The 23,448-nt window shown below is 48.5% G+C and carries 21 protein-coding genes and 1 tRNA gene; 11 read left to right on the top strand and 11 right to left on the bottom strand.

Annotated features, from left to right (window positions below; genetic code table 11):
* Nucleotides 1-177 precede the first annotated feature (177 nt).
* The gene (locus QT397_05480; GenBank protein WNZ56811.1) at nt 178-1,236 is read left to right on the top strand and encodes a type 1 glutamine amidotransferase domain-containing protein; all 1,059 of its coding nucleotides are present in this window, start codon (nt 178-180) and stop codon (nt 1,234-1,236) included.
* Nucleotides 1,237-1,257: 21 nt separating this feature from the next.
* Here the strand turns inward: QT397_05480 and QT397_05475 are convergent, their stop codons facing one another.
* Nucleotides 1,258-1,719: a helix-turn-helix domain-containing protein gene (locus QT397_05475; protein ID WNZ56810.1), complete on the bottom strand. Its 462-nt coding sequence runs from the start codon at nt 1,717-1,719 to the stop codon at nt 1,258-1,260.
* A gap of 414 nt (nt 1,720-2,133) precedes the next feature.
* On the opposite strand from QT397_05475, the gene QT397_05470 reads away from it, so the two are divergent.
* Nucleotides 2,134-3,246 (top strand): NADH:flavin oxidoreductase, encoded by a 1,113-nt coding sequence (locus tag QT397_05470; GenBank protein WNZ56809.1) that lies wholly within the window; start codon nt 2,134-2,136, stop codon nt 3,244-3,246.
* A gap of 69 nt (nt 3,247-3,315) precedes the next feature.
* On the opposite strand, the gene folK is transcribed toward QT397_05470, so the two are convergent.
* Genes folK through tsaD form a run of 3 tightly spaced genes read right to left on the bottom strand, consistent with a single transcriptional unit; the run spans nt 3,316 to nt 5,278 of the window.
* Nucleotides 3,316-3,807 (bottom strand): 2-amino-4-hydroxy-6-hydroxymethyldihydropteridine diphosphokinase, encoded by a 492-nt coding sequence (gene folK / locus QT397_05465; GenBank protein WNZ56808.1) that lies wholly within the window; start codon nt 3,805-3,807, stop codon nt 3,316-3,318.
* Between the two features lie 2 nt (nt 3,808-3,809).
* Nucleotides 3,810-4,199, bottom strand: a complete 390-nt coding sequence (folB, locus tag QT397_05460; protein WNZ56807.1) for a dihydroneopterin aldolase — start codon at nt 4,197-4,199, stop codon at nt 3,810-3,812.
* Nucleotides 4,200-4,243: 44 nt separating this feature from the next.
* Complete coding sequence (tsaD, locus tag QT397_05455) at nt 4,244-5,278, bottom strand: tRNA (adenosine(37)-N6)-threonylcarbamoyltransferase complex transferase subunit TsaD (protein WNZ56806.1); 1,035 nt, start codon at nt 5,276-5,278, stop codon at nt 4,244-4,246.
* Between the two features lie 173 nt (nt 5,279-5,451).
* Between tsaD and rpsU the strand changes: the two genes are divergently transcribed.
* The 6 genes from rpsU (at nt 5,452) to QT397_05425 (ending at nt 11,226) form a co-directional block, all read left to right on the top strand.
* Nucleotides 5,452-5,667: a 30S ribosomal protein S21 gene (rpsU, locus tag QT397_05450; protein WNZ56805.1), complete on the top strand. Its 216-nt coding sequence runs from the start codon at nt 5,452-5,454 to the stop codon at nt 5,665-5,667.
* 197 nt (nt 5,668-5,864) lie between these two features.
* Nucleotides 5,865-6,311, top strand: a complete 447-nt coding sequence (locus QT397_05445) for a GatB/YqeY domain-containing protein (protein ID WNZ56804.1) — start codon at nt 5,865-5,867, stop codon at nt 6,309-6,311.
* Between the two features lie 15 nt (nt 6,312-6,326).
* Entirely contained in the window at nt 6,327-8,291 is a 1,965-nt protein-coding gene (gene dnaG / locus QT397_05440) for a DNA primase (protein ID WNZ56803.1), read from the top strand.
* Between the two features lie 196 nt (nt 8,292-8,487).
* A complete protein-coding gene (gene rpoD / locus QT397_05435; GenBank protein WNZ56802.1) occupies nt 8,488-10,356 on the top strand; it encodes an RNA polymerase sigma factor RpoD in 1,869 nt (622 codons plus the stop codon).
* Nucleotides 10,357-10,445: 89 nt separating this feature from the next.
* A complete protein-coding gene (locus QT397_05430; GenBank protein ID WNZ56801.1) occupies nt 10,446-10,865 on the top strand; it encodes a diacylglycerol kinase in 420 nt (139 codons plus the stop codon).
* A 284-nt stretch (nt 10,866-11,149) separates the two neighbouring features.
* Nucleotides 11,150-11,226 (top strand) — tRNA-Ile (locus tag QT397_05425).
* A 370-nt stretch (nt 11,227-11,596) separates the two neighbouring features.
* On the opposite strand, the gene QT397_05420 is transcribed toward QT397_05425, so the two are convergent.
* The gene (locus QT397_05420) at nt 11,597-12,775 is read right to left on the bottom strand and encodes a DUF4268 domain-containing protein (protein WNZ56800.1); all 1,179 of its coding nucleotides are present in this window, start codon (nt 12,773-12,775) and stop codon (nt 11,597-11,599) included.
* Nucleotides 12,776-13,034: 259 nt separating this feature from the next.
* Here QT397_05420 and QT397_05415 point away from each other — a divergent pair, with 259 nt between their 5' ends.
* Nucleotides 13,035-14,048, top strand: a complete 1,014-nt coding sequence (locus QT397_05415; protein WNZ56799.1) for an NAD(P)-dependent alcohol dehydrogenase — start codon at nt 13,035-13,037, stop codon at nt 14,046-14,048.
* 58 nt (nt 14,049-14,106) lie between these two features.
* Here the strand turns inward: QT397_05415 and QT397_05410 are convergent, their stop codons facing one another.
* Entirely contained in the window at nt 14,107-15,051 is a 945-nt protein-coding gene (locus tag QT397_05410; GenBank protein ID WNZ56798.1) for a DJ-1/PfpI family protein, read from the bottom strand.
* Between the two features lie 510 nt (nt 15,052-15,561).
* Here QT397_05410 and QT397_05405 point away from each other — a divergent pair.
* Entirely contained in the window at nt 15,562-16,650 is a 1,089-nt protein-coding gene (locus tag QT397_05405) for a hypothetical protein (protein WNZ56797.1), read from the top strand.
* A gap of 128 nt (nt 16,651-16,778) precedes the next feature.
* Nucleotides 16,779-17,054 (top strand): hypothetical protein, encoded by a 276-nt coding sequence (locus QT397_05400; GenBank protein WNZ56796.1) that lies wholly within the window; start codon nt 16,779-16,781, stop codon nt 17,052-17,054.
* Nucleotides 17,055-17,116: 62 nt separating this feature from the next.
* On the opposite strand, the gene QT397_05395 is transcribed toward QT397_05400, so the two are convergent.
* The 5 genes from QT397_05395 to pepB all read right to left on the bottom strand — a co-directional run bounded on the left by QT397_05395 (nt 17,117) and on the right by pepB (nt 23,302).
* A complete protein-coding gene (locus QT397_05395; GenBank protein ID WNZ56795.1) occupies nt 17,117-17,833 on the bottom strand; it encodes a CARDB domain-containing protein in 717 nt (238 codons plus the stop codon).
* Nucleotides 17,834-18,124: 291 nt separating this feature from the next.
* Nucleotides 18,125-19,171, bottom strand: coding sequence for a DUF3667 domain-containing protein (locus tag QT397_05390; GenBank protein WNZ56794.1), 1,047 nt, complete (start codon nt 19,169-19,171; stop codon nt 18,125-18,127).
* Between the two features lie 67 nt (nt 19,172-19,238).
* On the bottom strand, nt 19,239-20,393 hold the full coding sequence (locus QT397_05385) for a DUF3667 domain-containing protein (GenBank protein ID WNZ56793.1): 1,155 nt from the start codon (nt 20,391-20,393) through the stop codon (nt 19,239-19,241).
* A 232-nt stretch (nt 20,394-20,625) separates the two neighbouring features.
* The gene (locus QT397_05380) at nt 20,626-21,780 is read right to left on the bottom strand and encodes a DUF3667 domain-containing protein (GenBank protein WNZ56792.1); all 1,155 of its coding nucleotides are present in this window, start codon (nt 21,778-21,780) and stop codon (nt 20,626-20,628) included.
* 232 nt (nt 21,781-22,012) lie between these two features.
* The gene (gene pepB / locus QT397_05375; GenBank protein ID WNZ56791.1) at nt 22,013-23,302 is read right to left on the bottom strand and encodes an aminopeptidase PepB; all 1,290 of its coding nucleotides are present in this window, start codon (nt 23,300-23,302) and stop codon (nt 22,013-22,015) included.
* Nucleotides 23,303-23,448 lie beyond the last annotated feature (146 nt).

The raw sequence follows: 23,448 nt of genomic DNA, 5'->3' as shown, positions 1-23,448 counted from the left end.
TATGCGCTCGAGATGCACAGTGAATCAGCATCCATACCTTATACGATCTCGAGTGCAGCTTTTTCTTTCTTCCTAAATAGCAATTGCAATCTCACCTGAATTTCACCTTCCATCCCTTATTCTCCTACGAACTCACTAGAAGATTTTCCGTCTGCTACTGCAATTTTGGAGATTAATATGTTGAAGAAAATTGTTATTTCCCTGGCTCTGACTTTGTCCGTATTTTTTGGTTTTATTATTTGGATTAAGGGCCTAATTCCACCCCAAGAGCAGGACTTTTCCACTACGACAGTAAGTGACCTGTCGTATTTACAACAATTACCCAGGGAAAGCCGAGGAAAAATCTTAGCTGTTGTCACCAGTACTGAAACGATGGGAGATAATGGCAAGGCAACTGGTTATGAATTAACTGAACTGGCACGCCCCTATTACATCTTCTCAGCCAACGGATTTATTGTCGATATTGCCAGTCCCAAAGGCGGCAAACCGCCTGCGGTGATCGATAAAGATGATCTGGGGCCTTTCGACTATGCCTTTCTCAATGACCCGGAGGCACAACAAAAGGTCAATCACAGTATTCCTATCGATCAGGTATCAGCAGAGGATTATCAGGCAGTATTTTTTGTCGGCGGTAAAGGCACCATGTTCGATTTCCCCGACAATCCCCATATCCAGTCCCTGGTGCGGGAAATCTATAACAGCGGCAAAATTATCGGAGCGGTATGCCACGGGCCAGCAGCCCTTGCCAATGTCACCCTGGATAATGGCAAGCCCTTAATCGCCGATCGGCAGATCAGTGCTTTTACTAACGAAGAGGAGCTTTTTCTTATCCCTGACGCCGAGCAACGATTTCCATTCCTGCTTGAGGATCGCTTACGTGAGCAAGGCGCGTTTTTTCAGGCTGGGCCCACTTACCTGGAGCAAGTCAGCGTGGATGGCCAGCTTATTACCGGGCAAAACCCCTGGTCCACCTGGCTGGCGGCTGAGAGTATGGTAAGCGCGATGGGGTATACCCCTGTTCCACGCCAAACCACTCCGGCGGAGCAGACCGTCAAATTACTACTCACTTATGAGCAGCGCGGCTTTACCGAGGCCACAGAGAAATTACAAAAGCTTCAGGAGAGAGGGAAAATAGACCAGCGCCTACTGGCCATGCACGGCGTTGTCTCTGTTATGCGTTGGGAGCCGGGCAGGGCTCTGGATATAATCAGACTGCTGTCCAAGAGCCAGGATTGATAGAGCCCCTCAAGAAGCCAGCTAGCCAGCCTGCTCTAGGGGCTGGCCATTTTCATCCACAAATAATACATCGCGAATACTGAGTTTTTGCCCTTGGGCATTCTGCACAGCAACTTCGGAGATAGGCTCACCACTGTTTTTATCAACCAGGTGCATCCCATCTTTATTGCCATTCCAGCGCAGATTCCACTGGCGCAGGGCGATTACCACCGTAAACAGGTCCCGACCTTTTTCCGTTAAGCGGTACTCGTAGCGAGTGCCGTGTTCACCCGCATCAAAGCGTACCAGCACCTCGTTATCCACCAGACGGGATAACCGATCCACAAGGATATTTTTGGCAATTCCCAGGTTTCTTTGGAAATCCACAAAACGGCGGGTACCCAGCATCGCCTGCTTAATTATCAACAGGGACCACCAGTCCCCCACCTCATTCAGGGCACAAGCCAGGGAGCAATCAAGATCATCAAAGCGTTTACGTGACATATAGGGAGCCTCTAAATAACTCCGTGATACCTCTGGCATGCAGAGCGGTTCACAATCAAGGCGCGGCTTCGCAGGAATGTCTAGACCTTTCAAGAAGTCGCAACGCGGAGTGTGAATCGCTCTGCAAGCCTCGAAGGGCGGGCCTTGAAGGCCACAGCTGCTGCGTTGCAGCTCTTGCAAAGGACTGAGCCATTCGCGGCGAGCTGCGCCTAACATCTGCAGCCTTCATGGCCCGCAGAGGCATCACGGAGTTATTCAGAGGCTCCCTAGCCAGTATACCGGCAAAAGAGTTGCAATACGAAACCAGATATTGAACTCAACCTTAAAATAAGGTCTTATAACGCAACCGTTTTAATTGTGACCTAGTGGGACCAGTGAGTCCCAGTGTTGAATCGAGACATTCAGGAGAGAAATATGAGTGGTTCCCTGGACAACCTACTGCGTCCTTTCGAGCATAAATCCCTAAAGCTGCGCAACCGGGTCGCAATGGCCCCCATGACCCGCACTATGTCACCAGGCTATTCAGCCAATGACCAAGTGGCCGGTTATTACCGCCGCCGAGCTGAAGGTGAAGTGGGACTAATTATTACCGAAGGAACCTTCGTTAATCATAAAGCCGCCAACGGCTACGAGAATGTTCCGGCAATCTACGGTGAGGCCGCTCTCGCCGGCTGGAAAAAAGTGGTAGACGAAGTACACGCTGCCGGTGGCCAGATTATCCCGCAGTTATGGCACGTAGGCTCCGTGCGCAAAGAGGGCATAGGCCCGGATAAATCAGTGCCCGGCTACTCCCCCTCAGGCCTGTTCAAACCCGGCAAGCCCAATGGCCAGGCGATGAGCAAAGAGGACATCCAGGAAGTTGTACAAGCTTTTGCGGACGCGGCGAAAGCAGCCAAGGAAATTGGATTTGACGGCGTAGAGATCCACGGCGCCCACGGCTATCTGATCGACCAGTTTTTCTGGGAAGGTACCAACCAACGCGATGACGAGTACGGCGGCTCCATCGAAAACCGCACCCGCTTTGCGGTGGAAATTATCAAAGCCGTACGTGAAGCCGTGGGCGAAGATTTCGTCATAGTACTGCGCTACTCCCAGTGGAAGCAGCAGGATTATGACGCCAAACTGGCGCAAAACCCGGAAGAGCTAAAACGCTTCCTAGCACCACTGGTTGAAGCCGGCGTTGATATTTTCCACGCCTCTACAAGACGCTTCTGGGTGCCAGAATTTGAGGGTTCTGATCTCAACCTGGCAGGCTGGACCAAGGAATTGACGGGAAAACCGGTAATTTCTGTCGGCAGTGTCGGCCTCGACGATGATTTTATCGGCGGCAATAACCAGGGCATGGGCGGCACTGCCAATCCTACCGATTTAGGCGAACTGACCCGCCGTATGGACAACCAGGAGTTCGACCTGATTGCCGTTGGCCGCGCGCTATTACAAGACCCACACTGGTTCGCCAAGGTGCGTGAAGATCGCGCGGAAGAAATCACCCCGTTCACCAAAGAAGCGCTAATGAGCCTAAGTTAATTATTCCTAACAAAAAAGCAGCCGCAAAGGGCTGCTTTTTTATCTACATTTTTTAAAAATTTATTGGAATCACGGCCAAATAAATTCTACCGGCCACAATTTTTGCGAGTCCTGGTCGTACTCATTCCACAGTTGACGGTAAGTTTTCTGCTCGACCGGATGCAGTACTTCCGGTGCTATCTCTGCCAGAGGCTGCAATACAAAGGCATTTTTTACAATCTCACCTCGAGGCAATTTTACCCCGTCGACAGTTCCGGTCAGGTGGTCGTAGGTGAGGGTATCAATATCCAGGGTGCGAGCGCTGAACTTAGGCCCGGAGCGCAGGCGGCCGTTGGCATCTTCAATACCTCGCAGACACAGGGCCAGCTGCCCTACCGGCAGGTCAGTCTGCAGCCCCACCACCAGGTTGTAAAAGTTATCGCCCTGGAAACCCACCGCTTCACTTTCGAAGACCCGGGACACCTGTAATTCGCCAAACCGCCCGGTTAGGGCATCCAACGCTGCGCGGATATATTGCGCACGATTGATATTACTGCCGAGGCTGAGATACACCTGAGCCACGTTTACACTCCCGCAGACATCGCTGCTGCACCTTTTGCCGGCCTCTCGCCGCGCTCAATAATGACACCCACATCCCTGGCCCCTCTGACCGCACCCGGCTTGGACAACCGCAGTCGCAGCCAACTTACAGAAAACTCTTCCCTAACAATTGCCGCAGCCTGCTCTGCCATGGTCTCCACCAACAGAAACTCACTGCTTTCAATAAAAGCGATCAAGCGCTTGGCCACCGCTTTATAGTTAAGTGTGTACTCGATATTGTCTGTGCGCGCCGCCTCACTAATATCGAAGGCCATCTCCAAATCGAGACTGACCGTCTGGCGTACTTCCCGCTCCCAATCGTAAATACCAATAATGGTATTCACCTTTAAATCCCGTATATAAACAATATCCATTTATCGGCTCTTTTCTTTTTACTGCCAGGCTATTCCTGGGATTTTTAAAGTTCGGTCTTGGGCAATTCTGTCATAGGCCAGCGCGGACGCACATCTACCGCAAGGCTCGTCTGCTCCCCTGCTTTTAAACGCAAACTACCGGCGTAGGCGATCATGGCGCCGTTATCAGTGCAGAATTCATGGCGCGGATAGTAGACGCTGGCGTTATCCTTTCGCAGGCTCATTTCCAAACGCTCACGCAATAATTTATTTGCAGAAACTCCACCGGCAATCACCAGGGTTTTATAGCCGGAAGCCTTAATAGCGCGACGACATTTAATCACCAGGGTGTCCACTACCGCCTCCTGGAAAGCCGCAGCAATATCTGCGCAAGTCTGCTCGTCCGGCAAACCATCCTCGAGGGCGTGCTTGCGCACCGTCGTCAGGGTGAAGGTTTTAAGACCTGAAAAACTGAAATCCAACCCCGGCCGATCGGTCATGGGGCGCGGGAAGGTAAAACGCTTGGGGTCACCTCTCTCCGCCAGGGCAGCCAAACGCGGGCCACCGGGGTAATCCAGGTCGAGCATTTTGGCGGCCTTGTCAAAGGCTTCGCCGGCGGCGTCATCCAGGGATTCACCCATCAATTCGTAATCGCCGAGCCCTCGCACCTCCACCAGCTGGGTGTGTCCGCCGGAAACAAGCAGGGCCACAAAAGGAAAGGCGGGCGGATTATCCTCCAGCATTGGGGCCAGCAGGTGGCCTTCCATATGGTGCACCGCCACCGCCGGGATATCCCAGCCATAGGCCAGTGCACGGGCCGCGCAGGCCCCGACCATCAGCGCTCCCACCAGACCGGGGCCCGCGGTATAGGCGATACCATTGAGGTCTGAAGGGCTGGTATCGGCCTTCTTCATTACCTTTCGAATCAGCGGCAAGAGTTTGCGCACATGATCGCGGCTCGCCAGCTCGGGGACTACACCGCCATAATCGGCATGCAGGTCCACTTGACTGAACAGGGCATGGCTGAGCAAACCGGACTCAGAATCGTAAATAGCGACGCCAGTTTCATCGCAGGAAGTTTCTATACCAAGGACGCGCACTTGATCTCATTCTCGTGACTACTTCGAGGGGTGGTTATCATACTGGAAAATGGGGTTGCGATCCCGTATAGGAGTGTTTAGAATTTGCGCCCTCGCTGTGAACCGGCCACCGGATGCAACTGCGAGAGCATTGCCGGAATGGCCGAGAGAAACGAATTTTAACAGGTATCCTAATGCCCTCTGTACGAATCAAAGACAACGAACCTTTCGATATCGCCCTGCGCCGTTTCAAGCGCTCCTGTGAAAAAGCAGGCGTACTGTCTGAAGTACGTCGTCGCGAGTTCTACGAGAAGCCCACCGCTGTTCGTAAGCGCAAAGCTGCTGCCGCTGTAAAGCGTCACGCTAAAAAGCTTCAGCGCGAAAACCGCAAGTTCCAGCGTCTCTACTAAGAGCCGCAGGCTGCATAAGCCTGTCGCAGCGAGGCGGCCGGACGGGCTTAGCCCGTAGCGGAGCTATAAAGAACGGCGTGCGAGCCATACTCGCGCGCCGTTTTTCGTTTGGGCTAACGCATTTCCCCCGCCCAACAGACAAGCTATCCTAAACCCCTGATCCAAAATTCATTGCCAACAATCTCGGAACACTCACTATGAGCACTCTCAAGGAAACCCTGACTCAAGCCACTAAAGACGCAATGAAAGCGCGAGACAAAGAGCGCCTGGCCACCCTGCGCCTGATCAACGCCGAGATCAAACGCGTTGAAGTCGACGAGCGAATCGACCTGGATGACGCCCGCATCCTCGCCCTGCTGGACAAAATGACCAAGCAGCGCCGCGACTCCATTACCCAGTACGAGAAAGCTGGCCGGGCTGAGCTGGCAGCAGTAGAGCAGGCTGAAATTGAAGTTATCCAGGAATTCCTGCCGAAGCAGCTGAGCGAAGCTGAGATCACCGATATCGTTGCCTCCGCCGTCAAAGACACCGGTGCCAACAGCATGGCGGATATGGGAAAAGTCATCGCCCAGGTTAAACCCCAGGTGCAGGGCCGTGCAGATATGGGCGCGGTGAGCAAACTGGTGAAAGCCCAACTGGCCTAAGCTGAGCGAATCCCCATGGCCGGCAAGATACCCCAGCACTTTATAGACGATCTGCTCGCAAGGGCAGATATCGTCGAGCTGGTGGACAGCCGGGTCAAGCTGCGTAAAACCGGCAAAAACTACTCTGCCTGCTGCCCCTTCCACGACGAGAAAACCCCATCGTTTACCGTGAGTGCGGACAAGCAGTTTTATTACTGCTTCGGCTGCGGCGCCAATGGCAATGCCATCGGCTTCCTGATGGAGTACGACCGCCTGCCCTTCCCCGAAGCGGTGGAAAAACTCGCGGCCACCCGTGGACTGGAAGTTCCCAGGGAGCAACTGGCACCTGGGCAAGAAAAGCGTCAGCGGGAGAGTCAAACTCTCTACCAGCTCACAGAGAAAGCCGCCGACTACTACCGTGAACAGTTGCGCAACCACCCCGCCGCAGGCAATGCGGTAGCCTACTTGCGCAATCGCGGCCTCTCCGGTGAGATTGCCCGGGACTTTGGTATCGGCCTTGCGCCCCCGGGCTGGGACAACCTGCTCAATGCATTAGCCGATACCCCCGAGAAAGCGGATCAACTGGAACTGGCAGGCCTGGCCATTCGCCGCCAGGACAGTGATGGCAACACCAAGCCCAACGCGCGCCACCACTACGACCGCTTCCGCAACCGTATTATTTTCCCGATCCGCGACCAGCGCGGGCGCGCCATCGCCTTTGGCGGGCGGGTACTGGGCGACGACAAACCCAAGTACCTGAACTCCCCGGAAACCCCGATTTTCCACAAGAGCCGCGAACTCTACGGCCTGTGGGAAGCGCGCCAGGCCAACCGCAATTTAGAGCGCTTGATTGTGGTTGAAGGCTATATGGATGTGGTGGCCCTGGCCCAGTTCGATATCCGCTGCGCCGTCGCCACCCTGGGTACCGCTTGTGGCGAAGACCATATTCAACTCGCCTTCCGCCACACCTCGGAACTGCTGTTTTGCTTTGACGGCGACCGCGCCGGCCGCGCCGCCGCCCGCCGAGCTTTGGAGTCGGCCCTGCCGCAGATGCAGGACGGGCGCAGCCTGCGCTTCCTGCTGCTGCCGGAAGGCGAGGACCCGGACACCCTGGTACGCCAACTGGGCGGTGAACGTTTCCAGCAGTTAATTAAGGAGCAATCCCTACCGCTGGAAGATTTTCTCTTCGACCTACTGAGCGAAGATATCAACCTGCAGACCATGGACGGCCGCGCGCGCCTGTCCAAACTCGCCGCTCCCCTGCTGGACCTGCTGCCCGATGGCGTCTACCGCCAGCTGATGTTCCAACAACTGGCCTCGCGCACCGGACTCGACAAGGAAACCCTGCAAGAGGTTATCCGCACAGAAAAAGCTCGCGCGCCACAACAGCCTCACCCGCAACCTACAGCTGCACAGGGAGATCCAAGCCAAGCACCCTCCCCTCACGAGGAGCTGGAGCACCGCACACCGCCGGAACCCTGGCAGCGCGACAACAACTTCAGTGAAAGTGCAGCACCGAGTTACGACAGTCCGCGCCGCCAGAGCCAATATCTCCTGCCGCCAGAGCGCATGCTGATCGCCCTGCTATTGCACCATCCGGAGCTGGCGGCACAAATCGAAAATCCACAGCAGTTCCCCATCAAGGGCAATGCAGACCTGGCATTGTTTATCCAGCTGGTAGAGCTGTACAAAAGCCGCCCCCAATTAAATTTCTATCAATTGATCGGCCACTGGCGTGCACACCACAGCGCAGAATCTTGCGACACCCTGGCCAAGCTCGCTATTTCTCCACTGGTATCGGTAGCGCGGCAACTCGCCCAGGATGACAGCAACCTGGAATACGATCCGCACACCGAATTTAACGACTGTCTGCAGCGCCTTAAACAAGCTGCAGACAAGCAGCGCAACCGCGATTTACTCGATCAACTCAAGAACAGCGCCCAGTTGAGCCCCGAAGAACAACTGGCTCTATTAGCCAATTGGCGAAAAAAGCAGAATTAATAAGCGCCAACCCCTTGAAAACTGCGGGCTCAGCACTATATTCACTCACCCCCGCCGGGCGGGATCAGGAACCCCAGCACCCTAAACATCGCACCTACGCCGTTACTTGACAGCTAGAGTGGTTATTGCTAGTGCAAATACGCTATAATCCCGCGTCTTTGTCCCGTATTTTCATTCCCAGAATTCAGGGTTGTGCATGACCGACAAAACCCAGCAACAGTCCCGCATTAAGGAACTGATCGCCCGCGGTAAAGAGCAGGGCTATCTGACCTATGCCGAGGTAAATGACCACCTACCGGAAGATATTTCCGATCCCGATCAGGTGGAAGACATTATTGGCATGATCAACGACATGGGCATCAAGGTGTTTGAAACCGCACCGGATGCCGAAGAGTTGTTGATGGCTGAAGGCGACAGCTCCGCTGATGAAATCGCCGCAGCCGAAGCTGCCGCTGCCCTGGCAGCCGTAGAGTCCGACGTAGGCCGAACCACCGATCCAGTACGCATGTATATGCGCGAAATGGGCACCGTAGAGCTGCTCACGCGCGAAGGCGAGATCGCCATTGCCAAGCGTATCGAAGAGGGCCTGCGCGAACTGATGGCCGCCCTGGCCTACTGGCCGGGTGCAGTGCAGCAGATCATCGATGAGTACGCTCTGATCGAAAAAGAAGAGCGCCGCATCCCCGATATTATCTCCGGTTGGCTCGACCCCGCCGACGAGGTACCGCCCGGAGCCCAGGCCGGCCAAGCCGCCGCCGCTGCCAGCGCGCCGGAGTCATCAGATTCCGATGACGACGCCGAAGACGACGACAGCGATGACGACAGCAGCGAAGAAGAAGAGGAAGCTACCGGCGGTATCGACCCCGAAGAGCTCGCCGAGCGCATGAACGCGCTGATCGCCGCACAGAAAGCTGCCGACGAAGCCATCGCCGCCCACGGTCGCGATTCCAAAGAAGCTGGCCAGGCCCTAGAAGCCGTTGGCGATGTATTCCGCTTCTTTAAACTGGCTCCCCGCCAGTTCGATCCGCTGTACGGCGAAGTTCGCTACGTACTCGACAGCGTGCGCGAGCAAGAGCGCGTGGTTATGGCCATGTGTATCAAACGCGCCCGCATGCCGCGCAAGACCTTTATCAAGGAATTCCCCGGCAACGAGACCAATGATGATTGGATTCCCGCAATCATCAAGAAAAAGCGCGATTACTCCGATGCCCTGCGCCACGTCGTAGACGAAGTTGTTCGCGCCCAGCGCAAACTGGCCCAGTTCCAGGAGCGCGCTAAGCTGGACGTAGGCCAGATCAAAGAGATCAACCGCCGCATGTCCATTGGTGAGGCCCGTTCACGCCGCGCCAAGAAAGAGATGGTCGAAGCCAACCTGCGTCTGGTTATCTCTATCGCCAAGAAGTATACCAACCGCGGCCTGCAATTCCTGGACCTGATCCAAGAGGGCAACATCGGCTTGATGAAGGCTGTGGATAAGTTCGAGTACCGCCGCGGTTACAAGTTCTCCACTTATGCCACCTGGTGGATTCGCCAGGCCATTACCCGCTCTATTGCAGACCAGGCCCGTACCATCCGTATTCCGGTACATATGATTGAGACTATTAATAAGCTCAACCGTATCAGCCGCCAGATGCTGCAGGAAATGGGTCGCGAGCCCACTCCGGAAGAACTGGGCGAGCGCATGGAAATGCCGGAAGACAAGGTGCGCAAAGTCCTCAAGATCGCCAAAGAGCCGATCTCCATGGAGACGCCTATCGGCGACGACGAAGACTCCCATCTGGGTGACTTTATCGAGGACCAAAATCAATCCTCGCCGGTGGATACCGCCACTCAAACTGGCCTGCACGACGCTACCCGCTCCGTACTCTCCGGCCTCACCGCCCGTGAAGCCAAGGTACTGCGTATGCGTTTCGGTATTGATATGAATACCGACCACACTCTGGAAGAGGTGGGCAAACAGTTTGACGTAACCCGCGAGCGTATCCGTCAGATCGAAGCGAAAGCATTGCGCAAACTGCGACACCCCTCCAGGTCGGAGCATTTACGCAGCTTCCTCGACGAGTAAGCGCTAGACTAAAGCCCGGTTCAACCGGGCTTTTTTTATGACATAAAGATGACCTCCCCACGCAGGCTTAGTGAAAGCAGGAGATAAGCATGCAAAAAGAAATGGCGAATAAGCAGGAAAAATCTGAAGAGATTGCCAACAAGCCCGGCAAGAAGGGGTTTGCTCGCCTCCTGGCTGCCACTAGCTACTCCAGTCAGGGGCTCGTCGCTGCATGGCGCAATGAGGAGGCTTTTCGCCAGGAAGTAATTGCCGCCTGCCTAATGCTGCCTCTCGCACTCTGGGCCGGGGAGACACCTACTGAGCGCGCCATATTGATTGCAGCCGTGATGTTTGTCCTCCCAATCGAACTTATCAACAGCGCTATTGAGGCGACCGTGGACCGCATCGGCCCCGAGAAACACCCGCTGGCCAAGATTGCTAAAGACACAGGCTCCGCCGCCGTGGCCGTCGCCCTCTTCGCTGCATTCCTGGTTTGGTGCTGTATTCTTATCCCCAAACTGCCGATTTAAATACTTTAGTATGGGGTTTTAGCCTCCATTTCGCATAAGAAAGACAGTCGTACCAATTAAAGCCTCTAGTTAAGACACTCGAACCAATTAAGCTGTTTGGCAGCTCTCTCAAGGTGGGCATCTATTCCATAAAGATCAGTTATTGGCGAAAGCTTGAGCAACAGGGAAAGAAGATTTCTAGAATTTGCCTATATCGGCTTTGAGTGCTAACAAAGGCATTGATTTGCAAGGGAAAATCTTGTACTTTTCCCAACCGCTTGCAACGATCCTCGCAAGCAATGTGTGGGCCCTTAGCTCAGTTGGTTAGAGCATCCGACTCATAATCGGCAGGTCCTGGGTTCGAGTCCCGGAGGGCCCACCACTTTCTTATGCTCACAATACGTTGTGATTTTTGCTTAAGACCTAGTGAAAAAATCAAACCACTGGGTACCAATCCCATTTCGCATCAAAAATACGTGATTTATCGTTGCTCGAGCAACTTTACTCGTTAAAAAATATATATATTTAAAGTTTTGCCGATAAGCTGCGAAAGATCAGCTTCTATTTTGGTGTAGTAACATCCACTCCTAATCTTGGAAATGAGTGCTCACTTTTTGCATCCCAAAGTTACAATGAGGTCTTAATATATTTATCTCAAATGAAATTGACTTTTGAATTCATAAACCAAGTTTAAAGGAGGCAACAAGCTTAAAAATTTATACACGTCTTAAGGAGTATAAAGCCGCCATATTTCACTCTAAAACTTCATTTAAAATTGTGACAGGTTCCTTTGCTCTGTAGTCAGACGCTTTCAGAAGTTCTCTGCAATGCCCAATCTCCGGAGAAAAAGCTTCTTCCAAACTTGTAATTTTCTGGCATAACCAGGTGTTCAGCGTCGGCCATTCTTCTTTATTGTGGCCATTTGCAGAAATTTCTATAAATACCCTGGAGCCGATATAACTATCCAGACGGTCCCACACCAAAGTATCACCAAAGCGCGATTCAATTTTATTCTTTTTAGAAAACAAAGAATCAAACAAATATTTATTTTCATCACGCTCCGAACGCCCTATGATAAATTCAGCCCGGATGGTGTCTTGATTCAATACAACTTGGTAAGTCACCTTAGCCAAACCAGATCCCCCTCGGAGACTGTTCTGAGTCACGGCATTTGCATTATCAAACAACCTACAGTCACTTTCACGCATAATTTCAATGAACTGCTTCCAGAACTCTCGCCGTGTATGGTGACGCTGAGCTAGCTCACGAGCATTGGACTGCTCTTCCTGCTTCTTTTCTGCCAGGCCGATCACATAATCCTCGACCTCTCTCATTGGTAATATCTGCTCTAGACTTAGGAACAATTGATCCCCTTTCGCGTAGGGCACAGCCTTAATACACTGAAGACGCAGGTTATGACGCATCAACCAGTGTGCAGTAGAAGTTACTCCTCGACGAAAATGCGCAGCAACAAGAATGATGCGCTGCTCAGCATCAGGGTTCAAAATCAGCTCATCGAAATCCCTATCAGCAAAGAATTCCACTAAACGTTCCCGCGCACTTTGATTCTGCTCGCAACCTCTTTTATCAAGAAAACGCTGATAGATATCTATGATCTGACTTTTTGTTAAGCTGGCGCAGTAGGACGCGTACTTTAGTGCTTGCCACACTACATCACGTCCAGAATCATCGAGTTTATTTTCAATAATTACTAAATGACCATGTTTATCCAGGACAAGCAGGTCTAGGCGTTCACGAGTCTCATTAAAACCATCAAATTCTTTTTGAATAATAAGCAATTCCTCACCCAGCACTTCGGGGTTGGTTGCTAACCACTCTTGCAGATGTTCGCGTTCACGGAAGCCTAAATCAGAAAACTTTTTCAACTTTAGTGGCTCGAGTCGATTAGTATTCCTGTCAATTTGATACATTGATAGACCTCGGTTTTGGGTATTTAAGAGCTATAAATGTGCTTATTACGCCTGGTAGCTGGTTACCTACGTATATGCCACTACAATTAACCCCAGTCTATCTAAGACTTATGAATCGCGGAAGTGATTGACATAGATAATAACCATCGCAGCCTAATGACCTCATTCATAGACATCAATTTAGGGCTGTAAAACTCAATGATTAACTTCCATACACTTGGGTATAGGGAACTATCACTCAACACATAGGGAAGAAATAATGAAAGTAATAGCGCTAAAAACACCAGGCGGACTAGAAAATATTTCGGTTAGCGACATCGCTGGCCCGGGAGCACCCGGCCCAGGCCAAATCCGTGTTGCAATTAAAGCCTCCTCCCTCAACTTCCACGATCTTTTGGTTGCCAACGGCGGTATTCCCGCAGAAGACGGCCGCATTCTGATGTCTGATGGCGGCGGTATCGTGGATGCAGTCGGTGAGGATGTTACCGATTTTCAGGTCGGCGATTCTGTTGTGTCGTGCTTTTTCCCACAGTGGCCAGCAGGTACGCCTATGGCTTCCGTGGGTAACTTTGCCAATACGCCTGGTGACGGTATCGATGGGATGGCCGCTGAGTTTGTTGTGCGCGATCAGAGCGCTTTTACCCTTGCCCCAAAAGGCTGGAGCCACGCTCAGGCGGCAACCATTACTACCGCAGGCCTTACTGCTTGGCGGGCATTGGTAGTAGACGGCAAGGTTAAGCCTGGCGACACAATATTGACTCTAGGCACTGGCGGAGTATCTATTACGGTAATTCAGATTGCCAAAATACTGGGGGCCAAAGTTATTGTTACTTCTTCTTCCGACGAGAAACTGGAGCGTGCTAAAAAATTAGGCGCCGATCATGGCGTCAACTATCGCACCCATACACAGTGGTCAAAAAAGGTTATGGAGCTTACGGAAGGCAAAGGTGCGGACCATATTATTGAGCTCGGTGGCCCCGGTACACTAGAGCAATCGATCCATTCAGTCAGAGTTGGCGGCCATATTTCATTGATTGGTGTTTTAACGGGCCGCTCGGGAGAAGTGCCCACAGCACTGTTGATGGCCAAGCAGGCCCGGTTACAGGGCTTGATCGTTGGAAGCCGTAGGGATCAACGGGAATATGTCACCGCATTGGAAGCCAACCAGATACAGCCAGTGATTGATAAGACTTACCCTATGGAGGAACTGGCTGCGGCATTTGAGTACCAGACCAGCGGGTCACACTTTGGCAAGATCTGCGTCGAGTGGTAATGGAGTAGCTCTCAATCTCGCCGCACTCTTAAAGCTAAGACACTTGTGAGAGCGCGGCTTAACTATTCCTACTGAAATATGAGGGGGAAACTCCAAATTGGCCATAAAAAGCCCGGCGAAAGCTATCATAGCTTGCAAACCCCACCTGCCGAGCTACCTGAACAAGGCTTGCTGATTCACAGGTGATTAAATCCCGCGCCCGGTTTAAACGGAGTTGGTTTAGATAATGTCCGGGGGTGCTATTAAGATGTTGCTTGAACAAGCGAGTTAACTGGCGATCGCTAACAGAAATACGCTCCGCCATATCGGAAACGCTGATTGATTTCTGGTAATTCTCCGACAGCCACTCCAATAGAGGATTGAGCCTCATACTGTCACTGGATTGCACTTTAAGCAGATCAGAGTACTGGGACTGCCCTCCCCTGCGCTGTAGATAAACCACCAGGTCTTTAGCCACACTGGCCGCAATCGTATTGCCATAATCCTGGCGAATCACTTCCAGGGCCAAGTCGACTCCAGATAGAATTCCCGCTGAAGACCACAGTTTTCCGCTTTCAATAAATAAGGGGTCCTGCTCAACCTGATAATTGACTGCTTGCTCGGCAAGCTGCCGGCAATGCCGCCAGTGAGTGGTAATACGGTGCTTTTGTTCCGGAAATATATCTGTTAGCAAGAATGCACCTGTACAGATACTCAAGACACGCTCTGCTTTGTCTGCGATTGCACGCAGCGCATTTACCTGCTTAGGGCTTAAGCGCAGCTGCCGCATCCCAGTACCGCCAGTAATGACCAGGTAATCAATTTCCCTATCCTGGTAAATATCAAAATCCACAGATAGGGCTTGGCCGTACGTGGTTTTAACTGATGCATTGGTTAAACCTATCAAACAACTTTTATAGGCCTCACTAACGAAACTATTAGCCTCCATAAAGGCATCCAAGGGCCCAAAGAGGTCTAAAGCCTGGAATCCATCAGCAACAAAAAAACCTATCTTCTTGGTCATAGCATCTCCTCCACACAGGGAATTGTACTCCAGTGGGCGCGTCTGCTATGACACATTTACGACACAAAACGACATTGGTACTTCACCTGAACTAGTTCAACATAGAACTACCTCCATGAAACTGAACCACCCAATCTCATAAGGCTGGCAAAAGATTAGCTAGTCAGTCCAAATCCCACAGCAATTAAAACTCTACCATTCAGCTACTCAATGTTTGTAAGGTTTGTATTACCTAAACCGTTTGTACCAAATTGGTCAGCTCTTATCCTAAGTAGGAAGTTTTACTTAATAAAAAATAATCTTTAAGAAAATACTCAATATGCAAATGAACCAACCATGATGCCGGTCAAGTAATAAAAATTAATTTAGAGTTAACCTTCAGTTTTATTTACCAAACAAACTGCAGTTGCATTTTGCACCCACACCAATTTCCCAATCTATAAAAAACAACTTATTACTCCAAAAGTACCAATACCTAAAAGCACAAGAAATACAGTAAGGATGTATTAAATGGCGTTACAGAAGTCCCCCGGACAAAAAAGAAAATCGATGGTGCGTACAGTATGTATTTTAGTTTTCCTTATTCTGACTTACTTTCTGTCAAACTATTACTCTCGTGCCAACAATGAATCATTAAGTTGGGTCGAAAATCATCAAGCTCTAGATGCTGAAGTAGTAGCGTTAAGAGAGGAGGAAGAAGAGTACAGGGGCCGCAAAGATAAAAAGCGCTATCGTACAAATTACTATATTGACTATCAGTTTAACTATGAAGATGAGGACTTTGAATCCTCCGCAGAGGTTTCAAAAGGAATTTATAGTCAATATGAACAAGGTCAACCTATCGAAGTATGGTTTCCAGAGGGCGACATCTACGGTCATGTATTGGCGCAGAATGCTCAAAGAGATATCGAAAGTAACACACCTGTAGGAAACCTGATTCAAGCAGCACCTATCACTATAGGTATCTGCCTCGTCTTATATTGGATTTTAAGCTTCTTGTTTGTAAGGGAATCAAAAAAAGCACTACCCGAGGGCTTTTATACTGAGACGTCCTGGCTTGATATTGATGATAACTACCTCGTCGCCTTAGAAGGAGATGAACTCGTCTATTTTGATATCCCGAAAAAACAGGCTTTAACTGCTCAATCCGCCTATCAAGCGGGGAAATCCCCTGAAGAAATATATCATTTATGTAAACCTAATACCGCAGCACGAATCCCTCTCAATGAAATAAATTCACTTAGCAGTGACCACAATTCAGATGTAATAACTATCAAGCACGGGGATAAGACCCATTCTGTTGAGTTCTTAAATCAAACAGTAAAAGCGCACGCATTAGAGCGTATCGAGAAACAACTACCTGAGACAATGGATTATCAGCATATTCAGCGGTCTCGTTTGCAAGCCACTCTACCGTCACTTGTGATAGCAATACTGTTAATTGGCCTTATCTACTGGCTTGACTCATTTATTCTCCGTGCGATAGTTGGTTTTATTGGGCTAACCTCTGTGGCCCCGAATCTTTTGTCCAAATTAATTAGTCCGACAGAGACACGCCTCTGGGTGAAAGTCGAAGAAACCTCTGTAAAGCACGCATAGTAAAGAAGATGGCCAGCTTCGGCTGGCCGCTTTAATAGAACTGCCTGTTGCTCATAATCGAGCTCAGCTATACTGTCCCCAGAATAAACATAACGTCAGTCTGAAGACCCATTGGGATAGCAGAGATTATGAACTTCTCTTCATTAGCTTTTGCCATGCTCACCACAGCTACTACTCCTAATAGTTGCACAGATGGTATCGCTTTACTCCGTGGAGTAACAGCCATTGCCGCTGAATACCCTTGGCTGAGTGCAGATAAAAAAGATTATATAGTCCGAGACTATCCACGAATGTATCTCGTGCTACCTAAAATATCAGGGGAGCAAACAGTCGGTAATGAACAGCCTAATGCTGCGGTGGATAAAGAAAGCTGCCAGGTTATTAATGTGTTTCTTTCGAGCTAATCTTATTTAGTATCTCAAAGCTCCCTACGGCTTAGTTCCGGGAGCTCTCCCCCTATCTACTACTACCCTTGCTCGGCATAAGTCAGTGTATTGTTATTTTCGTTACACTCATCGACGAGATTGGTAAAGTCAGCAGTTACCTCTAAAACCGCATCCGGGTCAAAAACCCAGTAACCCAAAGTAAATACAATACTTACAGTGCCACCAGCAGGAATTGCAGGCGTCGCCTGTACATCGTTGGCTAGTGTATCAATATCTAAAAGGCGAGCCTGGCTGATTGGCGCTGCCAGAGCACCTATATTAGTGATATCGACTACGATGATGGATTGCCCGGTTCCAGGATTCCAGATCGGATCATAGATTTGGCTCACTATCAGGTCAGGTTTATTACATACACACAGACACATATAGTGATCATCTTCTTTGACACCATAAGGAGTTCCGACATAGCAAACCGACTTATCGTCAAACTGATTGCCATAGAGCCAGTGAGATGATGGGTCATTGACAGGTTTCTCGATTATTTCAGGGTCGCGAGTTACCTTACAAACACTGGTAGATTCAAAATCATCTATCAGGTCAGTAGCAACCTCTGACTCAGGCACCCCTCCAACCCAAATTGCACAAGTCCGACGACATGTCAGTGGACCCTGCCCCTGCCAATAATTTGGAAACCAACCCGCTTCATAGTTTTGCATACTTAAATCTTGAATTGGATCTGCATAACTGCTAGAAGCTAAAATCCCTAAGATAACTACACGCAATATAGATTTAAACATAACGCCCTCCATTTAAGTGAATACACCTATAAATTTACCCATCCAGATTCATGTAACTTAGACTGAATTTATGGGCAGAGCGATTGTAAACTGTGCTTAATGAATATCTATGGAGACAGTAAAATTCTGGCGGGCATTAATTTTGCTTTCTATTGAATGAAAACAAAAAACAAACACCTTCAAACCGCGTATTTCTAATAACAATTAGAATAGAAATCCATCTATCATACAATTATAAATAACAAAATTACGCAGCTGGATCAAGAATCACAAATTGGAATAACCAGAAATTTATAATTCAGCCAAACTATAAAATGCGGCCATTACCGTACAGAGTATAATTAGTGGCAGATAAACAAAATTTAAAGCCGAGTATTTAATACAGGTCGAGATCCACCCCTCTTTATAGATATTCTTTTGCATCACTAGTAAATTTATTGGCATCCAAAGGAAAAGCAGCAGCAAAATCCCATAACATAAAATTTCCATCCAGAACAAAGGCTCAACAAATTCTTGCAAGAGAAAAATAGCAGTTCCTAGCAACAACGTTAGGCTCACATAGGCATGACTATGGAGCGATACAATAACATGTTCCATATACAATTTTTCTCTACATGCATAAAGTAGCCACAATATACCTGAGTATATTGGCAGCATAAGTAACAGCATTGTAGGAAGAGATCCGAAGAAAGCTTTGGCAAAGATTGTAGGGTTTTCCGACACTCGCTCAATATTACTTCTCGCCTTTTTGAATTCGATATCAAACCAATGACGCCATGACTGCGGCATAATTTCTACGGCATAGACTTTTTCTTCAATAATTGAGAGTACTCGATTAAAAGATATCGACCATACTTCTTGCTTATTTTCTGCTCCACGAACTTTCAATTTCCTGCCACCAGGCAGATCCCAGTCAAATTGTTTTTCTGTATCACCTGTGGATGACTGAACCATTTTTGCGGCAACATTCTCACTAGTACGGATAGACTGCTCTTGAGCAATACTCCAATCACTACTAATACGAATCAGAAAAAAGGCACTTACGCAAAGAAAGATAAACAGCTTTACCGGGCTTACATATCGTGCTCGCCTTCCAGATAAATATTCTATCGTCAAAAATCCTGGGGATAACAGTAAAGCCGGCAGTGTTCTCCACAAACGTGAATCAAATGCCACAAGGGTATTTAGAAAGTCTCTAATCACACTTGATAAGCGTCTCACAATACCTTCTGCTGACTGTCCACAGCCATAACAGAAATGCCCCAATAAAATTGTATTACAGTTAGAGCAATAATCTTGCCTCTCTACCGAGGCTTCCTTTCGACTTTTAATACCCACTATATCTTCCGATTATATATAACTGTAAACTTTAAATGTCCATCAATTTATATCGCTAAAACCGTTATTACAATCCAGCCAAGCTCCAAACGATGGCAAAAACCGCTCCAATTGATAATAGATACAAGTAAGCCATCCCCAATACTGAATATTTACAAAAGGTTACAAACCAGCCTTGCCTATATATACGCTTTTGCATCCAAAGGAGATAAACCAGAACCCAAAAAATCAATAAGGTTATCAGGGCCTCTAAAGCTAATGTTATAGGAGTATACCCAGCCATGTTAACACTTAGCACGTATAAGATATTTCCAATCAGGATACTTAGAAATATAAAAGCATGACTATGTAAAGCTACAATTAAGTGCTCCATATATAGTCGACGCTTAAAGATATAGAGCACCCATAACATCATGGCAAACATTGGCAACATGATTAACAGTGCATAAGGAAGCGTCTTAAGAAATGCTTTCTTGAACCGATTTGGATTTTCAGTAACTTGCTTAATATTCTGGTTGGCATTTTCAATCTTGGCATCCATCCAGTCTTGCATGGGCTTTGGTAGGCCTTTGATATCCATTCTTATCAATTTATTATCTGGATCATTGGCTGATGACTGCCAAACCGGCTCCGAGTCGTCTTGAGAAATTATTCGCCCCTTATCACTGCCTTTAACAATCTCATTTTTAATACCTCTTTTAATACCCTCTTCAATCTCCTCTTTAGCTTCGATAAGACTTATTTCAGCCTTCTTAATTTCTCCTAGCAGGCCTTTTTGTTCAGGAATTTCAGTATGTACTGGCCGATCCGCCTGCAAAAGGAGGTCGACACCCGACGCTTCTAACTGAGGTCCTTCATTTGAAGCATCAGCATCCATAAAATTGATTGTCCAGTCTCCACTCAAACGAGTTACAAAAAGACTGGTGATACAGAGAAAAATAAATAGCCGTACAGGGCTTACATATCGAACACGACGACCAGAAAAATACTCTGTTGTTAAAAACCCTGGTCGGAATAATAGCGCAGGTATGGTTTTCCATGTTCTGGAGTCAAACGCCAACAAGGTATCTAAGAAATCACCGATTACAGATGAAAAATGCCGCACCATACCTTTAACGGGCTGACCACAAGCATAACAATGGGGACCTAACAACTGTGTACAGCAGTTTGCGCACTTATTATCTTCATTACAAACACTTGCTATTGATGTCGTACTACTCAAGATCTACTTCCTTCGACATTCCCTTTAACTACTTACCACCAGTAATCGAAAGTCCAATTTTCTGAACAGAATTACGGATATAAAAATTTGCAATACAATATTCTGAATATAGACAGTGCTGCGAGTAAACTCTCTAGTTTGAATAACTTAACATCTAAACAGCACAGTTTCACCAACACCAACCATTTAACGCTTATACGTTTAATGGTTGGAATCCTATTAGGATATATCCTTATAACTCTGCCAAACTCCAAAATACAGTAAGAGCCGCACCAACAGATAATAAAACTAGATAGGCCAACCCCAAAAAAGAATACTTAAACAATGTCATGAACCAACCCTGCTGATATACACGCTTTTGCATCCAAAAAAGATATACAGGAACCCAAAGAACTAATAGTGCCATCAGGCTATTAAGAGATGAGGATATAAATGCGTACCCTTCCAGTTGACTACTTATACTATAAAAAAGGTTGCCAATCAGAATACTCAGGCAGATAAAAGCCTGGCTGTGTAACGCTACAATCAGGTGCTCCATATAAAGTCTGCGTTTAAAGACGTAAAGCACCCACAGCATCATGGCAAATATTGGCAGTATGACTATAAGAGTTGACGGAAGAGCTCCCAAGAAAGCTTTTTTGAAACGATTTGGATCATCGGTCACCCTTTCTACATTTTTATGGGCGCTCTCTACTTTACGGTTAACCCAATCTTCTAATGGTTTGGGAAGCCAATCAACTTGAAGAAACTCTCTATCTAACTCACTAATAGTCTCATTTAATCCTGAGGCCAGTTCCTCTTTAGAAAGGTTTTCCGATCCATTCTGGCCTCCATCAATCTCACTTAAATCTTCATTGAGTTTATGCAAACCACCGGTAAGCTTCTCTTGTTCGCTAATCAGATTTTTCTCAACATCTTCCAAAACAGCGACAGCATAACTATTGTTTACGTGCTTTTCTTTGCCTTTTCGAATATCTTCGATGGCGTCGTTATAACCTTGGCTCGCTTTTTCAACATCGACTGACTCAACGTCTACATTTCCAAAATTAATAGCCCAATCACTATTTATCTGGGTTACAAAGAAGCTGGTGATACATAGAAAGATAAACAAGCGTACAGGGCTGACATAACGGACCCGTCGACCAGAGAAATACTCAGCGGTTAAAAATCCAGGTCTAAAAAACAGAGAGGGTATTGTTTTCCATGTGCGAGAATCAAAAGCAAGCAGGGTATCAAAAAAGTCTCCAATTACTGAGGAGAAATGACGAACCATGCCTTTAACCGGCTGACCACAGGCATAGCAATGGGGCCCCAATAGCTCTGCATGACAATTGGCACAATGGTTTGGATTATAATCCGAATTATTTGTAGAGGTTGCAGTGCTCATTACCGCTCACCGAATCACTGATTATCTTATTCACCTGGCAAAAGCTTCCAGGCCCAAGTATCTGCTAACGAACCAGAACCGAAATACCTCAATTAGCAGAACTCTACTAATATCCCGAATATCAGCTGGAGTACAATTTTTTTAATGACTTATAGGTATTAAGGGAGAGGTAAAAGAAACGCGCCGACTATTAGGCGCGTTTCGAAGGGAATTTGGCATAAATTGCCGGTTGCTAATTATCCAAAAGGAAGCGTGCAATTGTACGCAGGCCGTGCCCTTTAGCACCTGGCGCCCACTGATCATTGCCACTGGGCTGGTAAGAGCCTGAAAGGTCCATATGCACCCAATTGCGACCTTCATCCCGTACAAAGCGAGCCAGGAAGGAGGCTGCCGTAGATGCACCAGGACTTCCCTCAATACCAACATTGGCGATATCGGCAAAATTGGACGGGGTTTGCTCAAGGTGGAAACGCTCTAAAGGAAGTCTCCACGCCTTTTCATTTTCCTCAGAAGCTGCAGACAATACCTTTTGAGCTGCTTCATCTTCAAAACTAAAGACAGAGTTGAAATCCCGACCTACAGCCATCTTTGCTGCACCTGTCAGAGTAGCGGCATCCAATAACCAGCGAGGCTCTTCTTCCGAAGCTGCAATTAAACCGTCGGCCAGCACCAGGCGCCCTTCAGCATCGGTATTCAGTATTTCTACACTCACTCCGTTTTTATATTTAATAATATCGCCCAATTTAAAGGCATGACCGGAGATCAGATTTTCTGCGCAGCAGAGATAGAGTTTAACCCGCTTGTTGAGACCTCTGGCTATTGCGAGAGCCAAGCCTCCAGTTACCATGGCCGCGCCCCCCATATCGGATTTCATTGTGGCCATGTTGTTGGACGGCTTAATGCTGTAGCCGCCGGAGTCAAAAGTAATTCCTTTACCCACCAAACACATATCAACCGGCGCCTGGTCATCACCCGTCGGGTTGAAGTCCACTTGTAACATCACGGGCTCACGTACACTACCACGCCCAACGTTATGGATACCGACAAACCCTTCACGCAGCAGGTCATCCCCGGCAACTATACGGTAAGTTACCGCACTGGGAGCCAGCTTTTGCAGCATTTCTGCAGCGCTCTCCGCCAATACACGCGGAGACACATCATCAGGAGTACCATTAGTAATTTCACGAACCCAGCGACTGGCATTTTCACGGGCGGCGAGTTCTTTTAACTCGGCGCTGTCATCAGTCCCCCAGTCAATTTTGTTGGATTTACGCGGGTTAAAAAAACCTGCCCAAAATGCCCAGCGGCTTTCAATGCTCCAGCTTTCTCCTTTGAGGACAACATCGTTGACCCCCATACCATCGAGCTTTCGGGCAGCTCGCTGCGCTGCAACCAACACAGCGCCTTTCGCAGCGCTAATATGAATATTGGCAGCGCTACCATCAAAGCTCAGCAGAGCTGATTCTCCCCAGGGTTCCGGCGCAAAGCCCTCAACCAAATGAATATGCATAGCCTTTGTCATACAACACCTATTTTGAAACTTGTGTACCAATTTTATCGGTATTTCTCCTGCATTCTAACAGGACATTAAAAATACTTGATGATTGCACCGCCACCGAGTCGACAGATAAACTGTGAACCAAGACAAAATAACTATTAAGTAGAGAA

It is taken from the genome of Microbulbifer sp. MKSA007 (assembly GCA_032615215.1).
Classification (GTDB): Bacteria; Pseudomonadota; Gammaproteobacteria; order Pseudomonadales; family Cellvibrionaceae; genus Microbulbifer.
The sequence above is the reverse complement of the archived record's forward strand: the minus strand, read 5'-3'. Positions and strand labels throughout refer to the sequence as shown.